This is a genomic window from Agarivorans albus, from assembly GCF_019670105.1.
In the GTDB taxonomy this organism is placed as follows: Bacteria; Pseudomonadota; Gammaproteobacteria; order Enterobacterales; family Celerinatantimonadaceae; genus Agarivorans; species Agarivorans albus.
Genome location: NZ_AP023032.1, coordinates 2,786,986 through 2,802,514, shown reverse-complemented (window position 1 = coordinate 2,802,514; position 15,529 = coordinate 2,786,986). Strand labels below are relative to the sequence as shown.

Annotated in this window: 15 protein-coding genes; 8 read left to right on the top strand and 7 right to left on the bottom strand. The window is 43.3% G+C overall.

From position 1 onward, the window contains the following. Nucleotides 1-71 precede the first annotated feature (71 nt). The 4 genes from lon (at nucleotide 72) to K5620_RS12555 (ending at nucleotide 5,285) form a co-directional block, all read left to right on the top strand. Nucleotides 72-2,420: an endopeptidase La gene (gene lon / locus K5620_RS12570; RefSeq protein ID WP_016402625.1), complete on the top strand. Its 2,349-nt coding sequence runs from the start codon at nucleotides 72-74 to the stop codon at nucleotides 2,418-2,420. A gap of 212 nt (nucleotides 2,421-2,632) precedes the next feature. Next, complete coding sequence (gene hupB / locus K5620_RS12565; protein WP_016402624.1) at nucleotides 2,633-2,905, top strand: nucleoid-associated protein HU-beta; 273 nt, start codon at nucleotides 2,633-2,635, stop codon at nucleotides 2,903-2,905. Between the two features lie 84 nt (nucleotides 2,906-2,989). Next, nucleotides 2,990-4,858, top strand: coding sequence for a SurA N-terminal domain-containing protein (locus tag K5620_RS12560; protein WP_016402623.1), 1,869 nt, complete (start codon nucleotides 2,990-2,992; stop codon nucleotides 4,856-4,858). 67 nt (nucleotides 4,859-4,925) lie between these two features. Next, complete coding sequence (locus tag K5620_RS12555) at nucleotides 4,926-5,285, top strand: DUF2850 domain-containing protein (protein ID WP_016402622.1); 360 nt, start codon at nucleotides 4,926-4,928, stop codon at nucleotides 5,283-5,285. Nucleotides 5,286-5,337: 52 nt separating this feature from the next. Here K5620_RS12555 and fabV read toward each other — a convergent pair whose 3' ends face one another. After that, nucleotides 5,338-6,540 (bottom strand): enoyl-ACP reductase FabV, encoded by a 1,203-nt coding sequence (fabV, locus tag K5620_RS12550; protein WP_016402621.1) that lies wholly within the window; start codon nucleotides 6,538-6,540, stop codon nucleotides 5,338-5,340. 294 nt (nucleotides 6,541-6,834) lie between these two features. Between fabV and K5620_RS12545 the strand changes: the two genes are divergently transcribed. After that, nucleotides 6,835-7,698: a PEP-CTERM/exosortase system-associated acyltransferase gene (locus K5620_RS12545; protein ID WP_215426442.1), complete on the top strand. Its 864-nt coding sequence runs from the start codon at nucleotides 6,835-6,837 to the stop codon at nucleotides 7,696-7,698. Nucleotides 7,699-7,707: 9 nt separating this feature from the next. Here the strand turns inward: K5620_RS12545 and K5620_RS12540 are convergent, their stop codons facing one another. The 6 genes from K5620_RS12540 to pspF form a co-directional block, all read right to left on the bottom strand. Beyond that, the gene (locus tag K5620_RS12540; RefSeq protein ID WP_371923311.1) at nucleotides 7,708-8,490 is read right to left on the bottom strand and encodes a peptide ABC transporter ATP-binding protein; all 783 of its coding nucleotides are present in this window, start codon (nucleotides 8,488-8,490) and stop codon (nucleotides 7,708-7,710) included. Then, nucleotides 8,480-9,487: a peptide ABC transporter ATP-binding protein gene (locus tag K5620_RS12535; protein ID WP_016402617.1), complete on the bottom strand. Its 1,008-nt coding sequence runs from the start codon at nucleotides 9,485-9,487 to the stop codon at nucleotides 8,480-8,482. The genes K5620_RS12540 and K5620_RS12535 overlap by 11 nt, the downstream gene beginning before the upstream one ends. After that, a complete protein-coding gene (locus K5620_RS12530; protein ID WP_016402616.1) occupies nucleotides 9,487-10,374 on the bottom strand; it encodes an ABC transporter permease subunit in 888 nt (295 codons plus the stop codon). Before K5620_RS12530 ends, K5620_RS12535 begins: the two co-directional genes overlap by 1 nt. Then, entirely contained in the window at nucleotides 10,361-11,326 is a 966-nt protein-coding gene (locus tag K5620_RS12525; RefSeq protein WP_016402615.1) for an ABC transporter permease, read from the bottom strand. Before K5620_RS12525 ends, K5620_RS12530 begins: the two co-directional genes overlap by 14 nt. Before the next feature lie 3 nt (nucleotides 11,327-11,329). Beyond that, nucleotides 11,330-12,928: an ABC transporter substrate-binding protein gene (locus K5620_RS12520; RefSeq protein WP_016402614.1), complete on the bottom strand. Its 1,599-nt coding sequence runs from the start codon at nucleotides 12,926-12,928 to the stop codon at nucleotides 11,330-11,332. A 72-nt stretch (nucleotides 12,929-13,000) separates the two neighbouring features. Beyond that, nucleotides 13,001-13,981, bottom strand: coding sequence for a phage shock protein operon transcriptional activator (pspF, locus tag K5620_RS12515; protein ID WP_016402613.1), 981 nt, complete (start codon nucleotides 13,979-13,981; stop codon nucleotides 13,001-13,003). A gap of 172 nt (nucleotides 13,982-14,153) precedes the next feature. Between pspF and pspA the strand changes: the two genes are divergently transcribed. Genes pspA through pspC form a run of 3 tightly spaced genes read left to right on the top strand, consistent with a single transcriptional unit; the run spans nucleotide 14,154 to nucleotide 15,429 of the window. Beyond that, the gene (pspA, locus tag K5620_RS12510; RefSeq protein WP_016402612.1) at nucleotides 14,154-14,822 is read left to right on the top strand and encodes a phage shock protein PspA; all 669 of its coding nucleotides are present in this window, start codon (nucleotides 14,154-14,156) and stop codon (nucleotides 14,820-14,822) included. Between the two features lie 8 nt (nucleotides 14,823-14,830). Further along, the gene (gene pspB, locus K5620_RS12505; protein ID WP_016402611.1) at nucleotides 14,831-15,055 is read left to right on the top strand and encodes an envelope stress response membrane protein PspB; all 225 of its coding nucleotides are present in this window, start codon (nucleotides 14,831-14,833) and stop codon (nucleotides 15,053-15,055) included. Next, nucleotides 15,055-15,429 (top strand): envelope stress response membrane protein PspC, encoded by a 375-nt coding sequence (pspC, locus tag K5620_RS12500; RefSeq protein WP_016402610.1) that lies wholly within the window; start codon nucleotides 15,055-15,057, stop codon nucleotides 15,427-15,429. The genes pspB and pspC overlap by 1 nt, the downstream gene beginning before the upstream one ends. Nucleotides 15,430-15,529: the final 100 nt, after the last annotated feature.

Here is a 15,529-nt window from a genome sequence, read left to right as displayed (position 1 = left end):
CTAATTGAAACCACCAAGTTTGACCCAATATATTGCTGATAGAGATTATTAGCTAAGGTAAAGAGGACGACATGACCTTAGAGCGTTCAGAACGTTTCGAAATTCCCGTATTACCGCTGCGCGACGTGGTGGTGTATCCGCACATGGTTATTCCATTGTTTGTTGGTCGTGAAAAATCTATCCGTTGCTTAGAAAGTGCAATGAGCCAAGACAAGCAAGTATTGCTAGTGGCTCAAAAGGACGCAAGCAATGACGACCCGCAGGTTGACGACCTATACACAGTAGGTACCGTTGCTAATATTCTTCAATTACTTAAGCTGCCTGATGGTACCGTTAAAGTACTGGTTGAAGGCAGTCAGCGCGCTAAGCTCGAGCAAATTGTTCAAGAAGAAGAGTACTATGTAGCTGCCGCTGAGTATGTAGTATCTGCACAGCCCGATGAAAAAGAGCAAGAAGTGATGGTGCGCTCTGCCATTAGCCAGTTTGAAGGCTATATCAAGCTAAACAAGAAGATTCCGCCTGAAGTGCTTACTTCTGTTTCTGGCATCGATGATGCAGCGCGTTTAGCCGACACCATGGCTGCTCACATGCCGCTCAAGTTAGAAGACAAACAGTCGGTGCTTGAAATCGCCAGTATTCCAGAACGCCTTGAATACCTAATGGCAATGATGGAGTCCGAAATCGATTTGCTACACGTTGAGAAAAAGATCCGCGGACGTGTGAAAAAGCAAATGGAAAAAAGCCAGCGTGAGTATTACTTAAACGAGCAAATGAAGGCCATCCAAAAAGAATTGGGTGAGTCGGAAGATGGTCAAGACGAATTTGAGCAGCTTTCTCAACGCATCGATGAAGCCAAAATGCCTGAAGAGGCAAAAGAGAAAACGCTTGCCGAACTCAACAAGCTTAAAATGATGTCGCCAATGTCGGCAGAAGCTACAGTGGTTCGCGGTTATGTTGATTGGATGCTTAGTGTTCCTTGGGTGAAACGCTCAAAAGTGAAGCGTGATTTAGCCAAAGCCGAGCAGGTGCTTAATCAAGACCACTACGGTTTAGAGAAAGTAAAAGAACGTATTTTGGAATACTTGGCAGTGCAAAGCCGAGTCAACAAACTTAAAGGTCCTATCCTTTGTTTAGTTGGTCCGCCAGGTGTAGGTAAAACTTCGCTGGGCCAATCTATCGCCAAATCAACCGGACGTAAATACGTACGTATGGCCTTAGGTGGCGTGCGTGATGAAGCTGAGATTCGCGGGCACCGTAGAACGTATATTGGTTCTATGCCGGGTAAGCTGATTCAAAAAATGTCTAAAGTGGCGGTGAAAAACCCACTATTCTTGCTTGATGAAATTGACAAGATGGCATCTGACATGCGCGGCGACCCTGCCTCTGCATTGCTAGAAGTATTAGACCCAGAGCAAAACAATAGCTTTAACGATCATTACCTTGAAGTCGATTACGACTTATCAGATGTAATGTTCGTTGCTACTTCAAACTCAATGAATATTCCAGGTCCATTGCTTGACCGTATGGAAGTGATTCGTTTGTCGGGCTATACCGAAGACGAAAAACTAAATATTGCTAAACAGCACTTAATTAGCAAACAGATCAAGCGCAATGGCTTGAAAGAGCACGAAATAGTTATCGAAGACAGCGCTATCACTGGCATTATTCGTTACTACACCCGTGAAGCTGGTGTGCGTAGCTTAGAGCGTGAAATCTCAAAGTTGTGTCGCAAAGCAGTGAAAGAAATCTTGCTAAACAAAGACACCAAGAAAGTAGAAATACGCCAAGATAACCTCAGTGAGTACCTTGGTGTGCAGCGTTGTGATTATGGCAAAGCCGATGAGAACAACCGTGTTGGTATGGTAACAGGCCTTGCTTGGACTGAAGTGGGCGGTGACTTGTTAACTATCGAAACAGCATCGGTGCCAGGTAAAGGTAAACTTAGCTATACCGGTTCTCTTGGTGATGTGATGCAAGAATCTATTCAAGCAGCCATGACTGTGGTTAGAGCTCGCGCGGATAAGTGGCGCATTAACAGCGACTTCTATGAGAAACGTGATATTCACGTACACGTACCGGAAGGTGCAACACCAAAAGATGGTCCAAGTGCCGGTATTGCAATGTGTACTGCTTTAGTTTCTAGCCTAACCGGTAATCCGGTAAAAGCTGAAGTCGCGATGACCGGTGAAATTACCTTACGTGGTGAAGTATTGCCGATTGGTGGCTTGAAAGAGAAGCTATTGGCTGCGCATCGTGGTGGAATTAAAACCGTTCTTATTCCACAAGAAAATGAACGTGATTTAGAAGAGATACCAGAAAATGTTATTGGCGACCTTAAAATCATTCCAGTTCGCTGGATTGAGCAGGTTCTGGAAGCGGCTTTAGAGCAAAATCCTGAAGGCTTTGAAGTAAAAGCTTGAGTCAATGCAAATAAACGATATTCAATCGTGAAATAGTACTTGCCAGCCTTGTTCAAGGGCTATAGCCTAAGGCTGGCAAGGAAGCCGTTGATAACAATATTGATGGTATATTTTAACTAAATGTAGACTGACGAACCTCATTCTGAGCCGCGATTATTAGGGAAGCTTCCCTGCGGTGAGAAGAAAAGGAATAACAACAAGGGGAACCAATTGTGAATAAAGCTCAACTCGTAGACAAAATCGCTGAAGGCGCTGACATTTCTAAGGCCGCTGCAGGTCGTGCGCTGGATTCTTTCATTGACGCGATTTCAGACACACTTAAAGAAGGTGACAACGTTGCTTTGGTAGGTTTCGGTACTTTCCAAGTTAAAGAACGTTCTGCCCGTACTGGTCGTAACCCTCAGACTGGTGCAGAGATCCAAATTGCCGCTGCTAACGTACCGTCGTTTAAAGCAGGTAAAGCGTTAAAAGACGCTGTAAACTAACTGTCAGACGCAATTGCGATCTGTCAAAGGCGCATCCATTCGATGCGCTTTTTCATTATTTAATGTGGTAAAGAGTAATTAAGCATGTTGGAAAAGCTCCGTGAAGGAAGCCAAGGTCCGGTAGCCAAAATCATCCTAGGTTTGGTCATATTATCTTTCGCTCTGGCTGGTGTAGGTAGCTACATCGCAAGCCCTAGTGAGCAATTAGCCGCTGAAGTTAATGGTGAGTCCATTAGCCGTGCAGAGTTTGATCAAGCTTATCAAAACGAGCGTGCCCGCTTAGAAAGCCAGTTTGGTGCTGCGTTTAATCAACTAGCCGCCGACCCAAGCTACATGGCCCAGTTTAGAAGTAACGTATTAGACCGAATGATTGGTGAGCGCTTGTTAGACCAAGCTGCAGAAAGCTATGGTTTACGAGTAAGCGACGCGCAAGTTAAATCACAAATTTTAGGCATGCAAGAATTCCAAGTTGATGGTCGTTTTGATAACGAGCGTTACTTAGCTGTTCTTTACCGCGCCAACCTCCAACCTGCTCAATTTCGCGATATGATTCGCAACGACTTAACCCGTCGTCAATTGCAGCAAGCTTTGTTAGGTAGTGAGTTTGCGCTACCAAGTGAAGCTGAGTTGCTGGTTAAGCTAAATCAACAAACTCGTGACGTGCGCTACGTTACGATTCCTGTGGCTCAGTTTGCTAACCAAGAAGCGCCAAGCGAAGAAGACTTATTGGCTTACTACGAAGAACGTAAAAACACTTTCCGCACTGAAGAGTCGGTAGATGTTGAGTACATCGTAGTTGATGCAGAGAAAATTGCTGCAAGCATAGAAGTTAGCGAAGAAGACATTCAACAATTTTACGATGCAAATCAGCTAACTTATTCACAACCAGAGAAGCGTAAAGTTGCCCACATTTTGGTTGCTGATGAAGCTAAAGCTGAAGAGCTGTTAGCTAAAATCAATCAAGGTGAAGAATTTGCGACGCTAGCCGCTGCTGAATCTGAAGATACTTTTAGTGGTCAGGAAGGTGGTGAACTAGATTGGTTTGAAAGTGGCGTAATGGCTCCTGAGTTCGATGCTGCTTCATTCGCACTTGTTAATAACGGTGACGTAAGTGAAGTTGTTAAAACTGAGTTTGGTTATCATCTGATTAAATTGCTAGATGTTCAAGAATCTCAAGCACAACCTTTAGAAGAAGTGAAAGAGCAAATTAGTCAGCGCCTGCAACAAGAACAAGCACAAGATGCGTTCTATGAGCAAGCTCAGCGTCTTGCTGAAGTATCTTTCGAAATTCCAGATTCATTAGTTGATGTTGCTAGCGAAACGGGCTTAGAAGTTGAAACTGTTAAAGGTTTAACTCGCGCTAGTGCCAATGGTGCCTTAGGTGAGCCTCAGGTCATTAATCAACTATTTAACTTAGACTTCATCGCTGAAGGCTTAAATAGTGATGCAATCCAGTTGTCAGACAACAGTTCAATTGTTGTTCGTGTTATGGCTCACCAAGCTTCAGAAGTTAAACCTTATGAAGAGGTTAAAGCACAAATAAACACTGCACTTACTCAGTCTCGTTCAACAAAGGCCGCACAAGATTATGCAGATAGCCTAATTGCTGCGCTTGAGAGCGGTGAAGGCATAGATGCTTTGTTGTATGAGCAGCAACTTAAACTGGACTCTAAGTTTAAGGTAGCTCGCGATAGCCAAGATTTTGAGCCTCAAGTGGTGCGTCATTTATTTATGATGGCAAAACCTTCAGAGCAAAAAGTAGCGAGCCGTATTACTACCATGAGCGGTGACCAACTGGTTATTCAATTAACAGCAGTTAACGAAGCAGAAACCGTTGATGCCAGTGAAACTAATCAATGGTTACAACAACTTAGCAACGTTAAAACTGAAGCAAGTTATCAAGTATTGATTGATGTCTTAAAAAGCAAAGCAGAAATCCAAAACTTGTTGTAAGCTTAGTGCTTACGTAAGATACTGAAAAAAGGACGTTTTACGTCCTTTTTTAGTTTTGGAGAACAATGTGAAGAAATCCATTGTGCTGCTTATAGCACTTCTTGGTATTGGTTTAGGCGTAACATCTTTTGTTTACTTTGCTTATCCAGAGTTGGTTGGCATAGAGCCTGAGCTTAAAGTAAACCCTATTGTAGGTACCTGGGAAGCAGAGCATGATTTTTATGGCAAGAAAGAACGCCTTGTATTCTCAGAAGATGGCCAAGTTAAATCTGGCAGCCGGGTAGCGACCAAATACAAGATAAATGGCAATCGCGTGGTAGTGACCTCAGCGGATAAAGTGATTGAATACCGCATTTCAAAAGATGGTCAGACATTGGATGCATACTTGCCAAGAGCAGGGCGTATTCGTTATCAAAGAATCAATTAAAAAAGCCCTTAACTGCAACGGTTAAGGGCTTTTGTGGTTGTTAAGCTAGTTATTAGTCTAAGGTTACTACTTCAAACGGCACTGCTGTTGCAACATCTTCTTCGTAATCAACACCGTCAACCCCGAAGCCAAATAGCTTCAAAAACTCCGCTTTATAGTATTCATAGTCAGTATGTTCTTTCAGGTTCTCGGTGGTAATTTGTGGCCATAGGTCAACACAAGCTTGTTGAATATCTTCACGTAATTCCCAATCATCTAAACGCAGACGATTCTGCTCATCTACAGGAGCTTGTTCACCTTCTAGGTACAAACGTTCATTGAATAAACGATAGATTTGCTCCATACAGCCTTCGTGCAGACCTTGTTCTTTCATGATTTTGAAAACCATCGAGATGTATAAAGGCATCACAGGAATTGCAGAGCTAGCTTGAGTGACTACACTCTTAAGCACTGCAACGTTGGCTGAGCCTTGCTTACTGCTTAGTTTTTCATTAAGTGCTGTTGCAGCGCGATCTAGGTCCATTTTCGCTTTACCTAAAGCGCCATCCCAATAGATTGGCCAAGTTAGCGCGGTGCCAATGTAACTGTAGGCAACGGTTTTACAACCTTCAGCTAGCACGCCGGCTTCATCTAAGGCTTTAATCCAAAGCTCCCAGTCTTCACCACCCATTACCGTTACTGTATCAGCGATTTCTTGCTCGGTTGCTGGCTCCACGCTCGCTTCGATAATGGTATCTTTATTGGTATCAACAGCTGTTGCTGTGTAAGTTTCACCGATAGGTTTTAAGCTAGAGCGAATCAGTTCTCCGCTGTCTGGTAATTTACGAACTGGAGAGGCTAGCGAATAAACCACAAGGTCAATCTGTCCAAGATCTTGTTTAATTAAGTCAACAGCGGCTTGTTTTGCTTGATGTGAGAAGGCGTCACCATTGATGCTTTTAGCATAAAGGCCGGCTTCACGCGCTTTTTGGTCAAATGCAGCAGCATTGTACCAACCTGCAGTACCAGGTTTCTTTTCAGTGGCAGGCTTTTCGAAAAACACGCCAATAGTTGCGGCATCGCTACCAAAAGCTGCCGCGATGCGCGATGACAAACCATATCCGCTTGAAGAACCAACCACCAATACTCGCTTAGGGCCATTACTTACTTTGCCTTGCTGTTTGGTGTAATCGATTTGCTCTTGTACATTAGCCGCACAGCCTACCGGGTGAGTGGTGGTACAGATAAAGCCTCGGATCTTGGGTTTGATGATCATACTAATTCCTTTAAGGTGTCCGATAATAAGGCGCTGAATACATGATTGTTATAGCGCTAAAAAATGCAGTGATTCTAGCATGTTTACCGCTAAAGTTGCATTTAGCCTAGCTGATCAGAGCAGTTAAATAGGGAGGAATTTGGTTTTATTGTGTCGTTAGTTTATAGCCCCTTGCTTAGGCGATGTAAATTTATTATCAAAAGAACTATACATTATCTTATTTAGGTAGTATCAATAACATAACGCGATAAAAAAATAAGACTAAAGACACTTAAGGGAATAAGGGTTAAGCTTTTGAAAAGTAAAATATTGCCGACCAGCATTAAAGGAAAGGTGGTTGGTTTACCCACCAGTAAAACCACTCAGCATGCTGCTAAAAAGAAAGCTGCAGAGATTGCCAAGCATTATGAAACCTATTTTCATCCACTTGTCGCGCTCAGCGACGAAGATGTAGAAAGTGTCTATCACCTTCGTCACGATGTTTATTGTGAAGAGTTAGGCTTTGAGCCGGTTAACCCGCAAAAAGTAGAACGCGATGAATTTGACGATTACTCCGACTATTGCTTAGTGCGACACAAGTCTTCAAATACCTATGCTAGTACCGTGCGAGTTGTGGCCCCGTCAGGCGAGCAATTACTACCTTTGGAAAAGTATTGCGAAGGTGCTATTACCGATGAGGAATTACATCCGCAAAATTTTGCTCGAGAAGACGTTTGTGAAATTTCCCGTTTAGCATTAAGAGCAACATTTAGACGACGTAAAGCCGACAAGTTTAAAGACTCAGCGGTAGGTGGGATTAACATCAACGAGCTCTATGAAGAAGAGCTGCGCTGCTTTCCTTTTATCACTGCTAGTATGTATCTAGCCGCTACAGTGTTGGTAGAGCGACATAATATCAAACATGCTTATGTGATGATGGAGCCTCGCTTAGCTCGAAGCACCGCGCTGTTGGGCATTAAATTTCAACAAATTGGTCCCGTTGTTGAGTACCATGGACAACGCGCGCCATATTATATTACTGCTGAAAAGATCCGCAGTGATTTGCCCATTACCTTAAGACCATTAATGAATATGATCGAGCGCGAAGTTAACGCTTCTCTTTCTATGTCACAAGTGGTGGGTGCGCAAGAAAGTATTCTGTATCGTGGTAATTCTTAATACCTCTCGCTATTTACGAAAGGCATTTTGATAGGCATTTATCAGTCGTTGACTCAGCTCGTGTTCGGGCTGAGTAAAGAACTCTTCGGTATGCTTAAATTCTACGGCTTTGCCTTGTTGCATCACCAGAACCTTATCTGAAAAATGTCGAACTAACCCTAAGTCATTGGATACAAAGATATAGCTGATTGCAAATCGTTGCTGCAGCTCTAGCAATAGGTTAATGATTTGGGCTCTCACCGAGACATCAAGGGCCGCAATACTTTCATCAATAACAATGATCTTGGGGCTTAAAATTAACGCTCTAGCAACCGCAATACGCTGTTTCTGACCGCTAGATAGCATACTGGGGAAAAACTCGGCATGCTCTTCTAATAAACCCACTAATTTTAAGGTAGCAATTACCTTTTGTTGCTGCTCTTGCTGGGAAAGTGCGGTATTTAGAATAAGTGGTGCAGACAAAATTCGACCGATGTTAGAACGCGGGTTGAGCGAGCTATTTGGATCTTGAAATATCATTCTGATTAAGCGGCACCTGCGGGTGTAGTCGCCAAACTTTAAAGCCTCGCCGTTAACAAAAATATCCCCGTTACTCGGTTTGTTGATGCCCGCTAATACTTTTGCCAAGCTAGATTTACCTGAACCTGACTCACCAATTATCGCTAAGCTTTCACCCATGTTTAGCTCGAAACTTATGTCATCGATGGCTGCAAAACGTTGCCTGCTCAACCAACCTTTGTGAACATAAACGTGTTGAGATAAGTTTTTTACGTGCAGCAAATTAGCCATTATTGCTTACCTTTTTCTCTAAGTTTAAAGGGTAGTGGCAAGCATATTGATGACCTTTCACCTTTTTAAGTTTGGGTTGAGTAACACATTTTCGCTGCGCTTTTGGGCAACGCGGGCCAAGTCGACAGCCAATCGGCAAGTGTTGTAAAGCGGGAATTGAGCCGGGTAGGCCAGGTAAAAACGCTTTGCGCTCAAAAGGTTTATTAAATTGTGGTGCTGAGCTCAGTAAAGCTGAGGTATAAGGGTGCCTTGAACTTCCTACCACTTGATCAGAACGACCCACTTCTACCATTTGGCCGCAATAAATTACGCTGATGGTGTCAGCTAAGTCGGACAGTGTGTTTAAGTCATGACTAATCAACAAAATGGCGGTGTTATTCAGTTTATTAAGTTTGTGTAATAAGCGTAATATTTGGCTGGCTGTGGTCACTTCCATGGCTGTAGTTGGTTCATCGGCAACTAATAGCTTAGGCTGCCCTGCAATGGCCATGGCAATCATAACTTTTTGGCAAAGCCCATCCGATAGCTCATAAGGGTAGCTGCGCATTACCTTGTGGTGATCTTTAACACCTACTTTATGCAGTAAGGCTTGCGCTTGCTTTTTTCGCCACTGGAAACGTCGCCAAAATCCACCTTTAATATTGTGGCAGGGAATGGCTTCCTCAATTTGTTTACCAACCTCTTCCGAGGGGTCTAAACATGAGCTAGGTTCTTGAAATATCATCGCAATTTCATGGCCTAGCACTTTGCGCCGTTGGCGGGTAGTTAAGGACATTAGGTCTACGTCACCCAGGCGCATGCGGTCGGCTTTGATGGTCCAGCTGGGTTTAGTTACCCCTAATAATGCTTTGGCTATCAAGCTTTTGCCTGAACCAGATTCACCGACTAAGGCCTTTATTTCGCCCTCTGCCATGGTAAGGCTAACTCGATCTACCGCTTTAACTATTCCTGCGGGTGTGTTGATTTCAATAGTTAGGTTGCGAATATCTAGTAAAGCCATTAGTCGACTCCTTGAATCATCGCTTGGCGTAAACCTTCACCTACCATATTCACACTAAGAATACTGGTCATGATGACGAAGCCGGGTAGGGTAACGGTCCAAGGCGCAGAAAAGAGTAAATCTTTACTTCCACCTAACATGGCGCCCCATTCTGGCAGTGGCGCTTGTGCACCAATGCCAATAAATCCAAGGGCGGTAATATCGATAAGTGATGAAGAAAAGCTGCGACTAATTTGAAATACAATTGAGTCAGCAATATTAGGGAGCACGCCATTTTTCAAAATACGGTAGTTAGTAGCACCATCTAGGCGAATCGCCGTAATGTACTCCTTTTGAATTTCGCTTGAAACAGCAATATAGGTAAAACGAATAAACTGCGGGATCTGCGCCAATGCAATCGCAATCAATGTATTCTCTAAGCCGGTTCCGAGAAAAGACACCACCATAATTGCAATTAACAGGGAAGGAATCGATAACGCGGTATCCATCACGTGGTGTAGCACACTCGATTTAATTCCACGGCTCATGCCAGAAAGAATGCCTACGGGAATACCAATTAAAGCGGCAAGCGTTACTACTATAAAGCCGCCACCAAAGGTTAATTGGCAACCATAGATTAAGCGGCTGAGTAGATCTCTGCCTAAGTCATCAGTGCCTAAAAAGTTATCTACATGGCCCTGCTGATTCCAAGATGGAGGCTGTAATAAGTTGTCACCTTGATAATCCAGTGGGTAGGGCGCAAGCAGCGGGCCGAACAAGGCCAGCACTAAAAAGCCGAGTAACACCCAAAAACCAACCATCGCAACAGAGTTGTCTCTAAAACGGATCAGTACCTGCTGCAAGGCACTGGAAATAGTCGTTTCAGAAAATACATTAGTGCTGAGCATAAACTTCTCTTCGACGCAGTGGGTGGATGAGTGCGGTAAATAAATCGGTTAAAACAAAGGTGATAATCACTAAGGTTGCTACAGCTAACATACCGCCTTGAATGGCAATATAATCTTGCTGATAGATGCTTGAAATTAACCAACGCCCAATGCCCGGCCAAGCAAATACCACTTCTAGCACCATTGCCATAGTTAGCACGTTGCCAAATTGCAAACCTAAGCTAGGAAGAATAGGGGGGAGCGCATTGTGTAAGGCATGGCGAGTGACTATTTGCCATTTCGACAAGCCCTTTGTAGCAGCGGCTTTAATGTAATTCTCACTCATTACTTTAGCCATAGAGTTGGATAGCTGGCGAATAACCTCTGTAGTGGGCACTACAGCCAGTACTAGGGTAGGCAAAGCTAAGTGGCTTAATATGCTCATTAGTGCTGGCCAGCGGGCTTGAGGCTCTAACCACATCACGTCAATAATGCCAAAACCGGTTACTTGGGGAATTTCCAATAGCAAGTCATAACGCCCTGATACGGGGAACCATCCCAGCATTAAGGAGGAGTTCATGACTAGGAGTAGCGCAAGCCAAAAGACTGGAATACTGTAACCCACCATTGTCACGCTTAAAATTAGGTTTCTAATCCAGTGCTGATGGTAAATTCCGGCTAGGGTACCCAACGGGATCCCAATAATAAACGACAGCAAAAAAGCCGAAAAACAAAGCTCTAAGGTAGCAGGGAGAAAACTTACCAGTTCATCAAATACCGGCTTGCCGCTAATGCTAGATACACCTAAGTCACCATTGATATTTTGCAAAACAAACAATGCGTATTGTTTAAACCAAAAATCATCGGATTCAACTAACAGGTTTTGATTCTGCTGAAAAATAAAAGCAATTAGGTTGATGATTAAAAATGTAATCACCAGTAGGTTAATGCGGCGAATCAAATATCGGAGCATGGCTTACTTCCTATAGGCGTTGTTGAACGAAACGCCTCCAAATGGGTTCCAAGTAATACCGTGAACGCTGTCGTTATAGGAATACATTTTTAATGCATGGGTTAAAGGCAAAATAGGCACATCTTGTTCGATTATTTTTTGGATCTTGTAATAGTTTCTTACTCGGTCGGCAAGGCGCGGAGAGGCGGTTGCAGCATTGAGTAGCTGTTCAAAGTGACCATTACACCAACGGCTAAAGTTATACCCTTGTTCTACCGCATCACATGAGAATTGCTGTCTGAAAAAGTCATCGGGGTCACTATTGTCGGTAGACCAGCCAACCAATAATAAATCGTAGTTTACTTCTGGCGCGCGCAAATAACGGCGTAATACTTGCCAATCTAACAAACGTACGTTGACTTGATAGCCATCATTCACCAAATCGTTTCGGATTAATTCAGCCGTTTTTCGTGGTTGTGGGTTATAGCTTTTAGCTTCATTTAATACCCACAACTCTATGGGTTGTTGCTTGGCTTTTTCAATGTAGGGGTAAACCAGGTGGTCTTGCTCTGGTGAGCGAGATTGATGGCGGTAAGCCCAAGAAGAAGGAGAAAGAACTCCATTGGCAATGTCTGCAGTTGATAAATAGACCGAGTCTAGAATCCGCTGCTTATTTACCAGCCCAGCTACATTTCGGCGAATTCGTACGTCGGCAAAAGGAGGCTTTTGAGTATTGAATGCTAAGTAAGAAACGTTGAGTCCAGCCTGCACAGAGACCAACAGTTCTTCACGGGCTTTAAGCACTTCAAGCTGGTTTGCTGCTGGCTGCGCCATAATATCGCATTGACCAGTTAGCAATTTGGCTAAGCGAATAGAAGAGGTTGGGGTTATATCAAATACCAACTGCTGCATCGGCGGCGCACCACGCCAGTGTAACCAATGACGGTAGTATCGAATAAAGTGGTCTTTACGCTGGTTAACGTAATAAAACGGCCCGCTGCCAATAGGCAGCTGGTCGAGCAGCCCAAGTTGGTTTGCTTGGCTGAGCTTATCGGCATATTCAGCTGATAGAATTACAGCATAGTCGCTGGCTAGGTTTGCCAAAAATGCCGCATCTGGTCGCTTTAACTCAAATTCAACACTGCTATCAGACAGCTTAGTGAGTTTACGAATATTGCTGCCAAAACCAATATTATTGAAAAAGGGATAATCGCCGTTAGCCAAGATGTATAGAGGATGTTCGGGGTCAAGAATGCGTTCGAAGCTTAGCATCACATCATCGGCATTTAAGTTGCGCGATGGGCTAAAGTAATCGGTTTTATGAAAATGAATACCTTGACGTAAATAGAAACGATAACGCAGCCCGTCTTCGCTTACCTGCCAGTTATTAGCAACACCGCCAACCAGTTGCTGAGTAATTGGATCAACTTCAACTAAGCGGTCATAAAGGTGTCGCGATGTCACCGCAATCGCATTGATTGAGCTTTCAAGTTGTGGATTAAAAGTATGCGGTGCGGTTTCGGTACAATAGACTAAACCAAGCTTTTTTACGTCTTTTTGCTGGTCACAGCCAAGTAGCAAAAAAGCCAGACACATCACTGTGCCAATTGAGAATGCATTCATGAGAAGCTGATATCCTGATAACTGCTTGATAATTTACCATTAACCATCTGCTTATCTCAACCAATGAAAGGCTTAGCCTTGAGTATTAATGTGATGTTTTTTGATCAAACCCCTTAGTTGATGGTAGCTGATCTGTAAGGCTTTAGCGCTGGCTGTTTGTTTGTAATGATGGTTTGCTAAGGTTTCACTAATTAATTGCTTCTCAAAGTCGGCTACTTGTTGATTAAAATCGAGCTGCTTGGGCCTAATCTGCGAATCTTGTGGAGCTTGCTTTAGTGGTCGCCATGGCGAAGCAAAAGGGTCTAGGTTTATTGCATCAACTAAACCTTGGTTATCACTGTTCTCTACCACCGCTCGCTCTACAACGTTTTTAAGTTCACGAATATTGCCAGGCCAAGTATAATCATTTAGTTGTGTTAGCACCGTTGGGCTAAAACTAGGGACCTGGGAAAAATTGAGTTCTCTGGCCATTTTGTGAGCAAAATGCTCGGCTAATAGCTGAATATCTTCAACGCGGTGGCGTAATGGTGGCAAGGTAATCACTGCGAAAGATAATCGGTCTAGCAAATCAGCTCTAAAATCCCCTTGCTCCACTAACTCTGGCAGATCTTGGTTAGTGGCACACACTAATCGAACATCTACCTCAATTGATTTATTACTGCCAAGGCGCTCAATTTTATTGTACTCAATGGTGCGTAATAGCTTCTCTTGCACTTCATTTGGCATGTTGGCTAGTTCATCTAAGAACAAGGTGCCTTTATCTGCTTGTTCAAATCGGCCAATACGTTGCTGAGATGCCCCGGTATATGCGCCGGCTTGATGCCCAAATAGCTCAGATTCAATCAAGTTTGGGTTCAAGCTTGCGCAGTTTAAGCTTAAATAGTGTTTGTCCCAGCGCTCCGACAAAAAATGTAAGCGTTCAGCAATCAGCTCTTTACCGGTGCCCCTTTCACCAATAACCAGTACTGGTCGGTTTAGCGGAGCTAAGAGTGATACCTTGTCTAACACCTCCAAAAAGCTAGGTGCCTTACCTAATAGGCTAGGGGAATCCATTTGGTCTCTCTGACTAAAAGTTGATTAGTATAACTATATAGTCATTATTGAGTTTTGTCATTTATCTATAAAATCCATAAGTATCATTGGTTTGTTAACTTGGCATGCGACTTGTAAACAATTATCTCGAAAACATACATTGATCTTTATTCGACCTTATTAGGAGTCCCCCATGGGAATGTTTAGCCGCTTAACAGATATTATTAACTCCAACATCAGCACCATGTTGGATAAAGCTGAAGATCCGCAAAAGATGCTACGCCTTATCATTCAAGAAATGGAAGACACCTTGGTGGAAGTGCGTGCTAGTACTGCAAAAGTATTGGCCGATAAAAAACAGCTGATACGTAAAATTGAGCATTTAGAAGAGCAAGCTGAAGATTGGCAAGCTAAAGCTGAACTTGCCTTAAGCCGAGAACGAGAAGATTTAGCGCGCTTGGCATTAGTTGAGAAAAAACACTTACAAGAATCAATTAAGCAACAGCAAAAAGAACTAGGCTTAGTGGACGATAGTTTGTTGCAGTTGCAGCAAGAAATTGAGCAGCTAGAGCTTAAATTAAGCGAATCAAGAAATCGTCAAGCTGGTTTATTAGCTCGTCAAACAACAGCTAAAAACCGCCATGCAGTAAGGCAGCAGCTAGATAACGAACGCGCGCTAAAAACGCGAGAAAAATTTGAACAGTTTCAAGCTAAGATCGATCAACTAGAAGCGCGCGCAGAGGTATTTGGTAAGGAAGGTGATAACAACCCTGACTTAAACAAGCAATTTGCTGAGTTAAGTGCTGATGCTGAAATTGCCGACGAGCTAGACAAGCTTAAAGCCAAGTTAGAGCAAAAATAGGAGAATTTATGCTTACCGTATTGGTGACGCCATTAATTTTGTTTATGGCCATAGTGGCCCCACTGTGGCTTATTTTACATTACAAGAGTAAGCGTCAGGTAGAACATGGAATTAGTGAACAAGAGCGCGAGCAGCTAAATGCTTTAGCTACTCGAGCCAAAGATATGTCAGCGCGCATTCATGCTTTAGAGAATATTTTAGATGAAAGCGTGCCGCATTGGAGGGAGCGCTAATGTTTGATAAACCGCTATATCGCGACCCACAAAAAGGAAAAATTGCAGGGGTGTGTGCTGGTTTAGCACATAGCCTTGGCGCCGAAACATGGTTAATTCGAATCATTGCTGTGACTTTGGCAATTACTAACCTCGGACTATTTTTTATTATCTATGGTGCAGCGTGGTTGTTTATGGATAAACGCCCCAGTAATTTAAGAGGGGATGAGGGAGTAACCATTAAGTCAAAAGTGTGGCAACGTGGCGAAACGCCTAGTCAAGCAGTTAGCGAGCTAGAGCACCAGTTTGATGATTTTGAACAGCGTTTACGCAAAGTAGAAAAAGTGGTCACAGCACGAGATTTCGAGCTTCATAGTCAGTTTAAAAACCTCTAATTCAAGCGCATCTTGCAAATACCTAGTTCAAATTAACTCAAGTGAATGTTAAATGACGCTTGGGTTAAGCTTACTTTTTTGGTTAGACTAAAGAAGTATA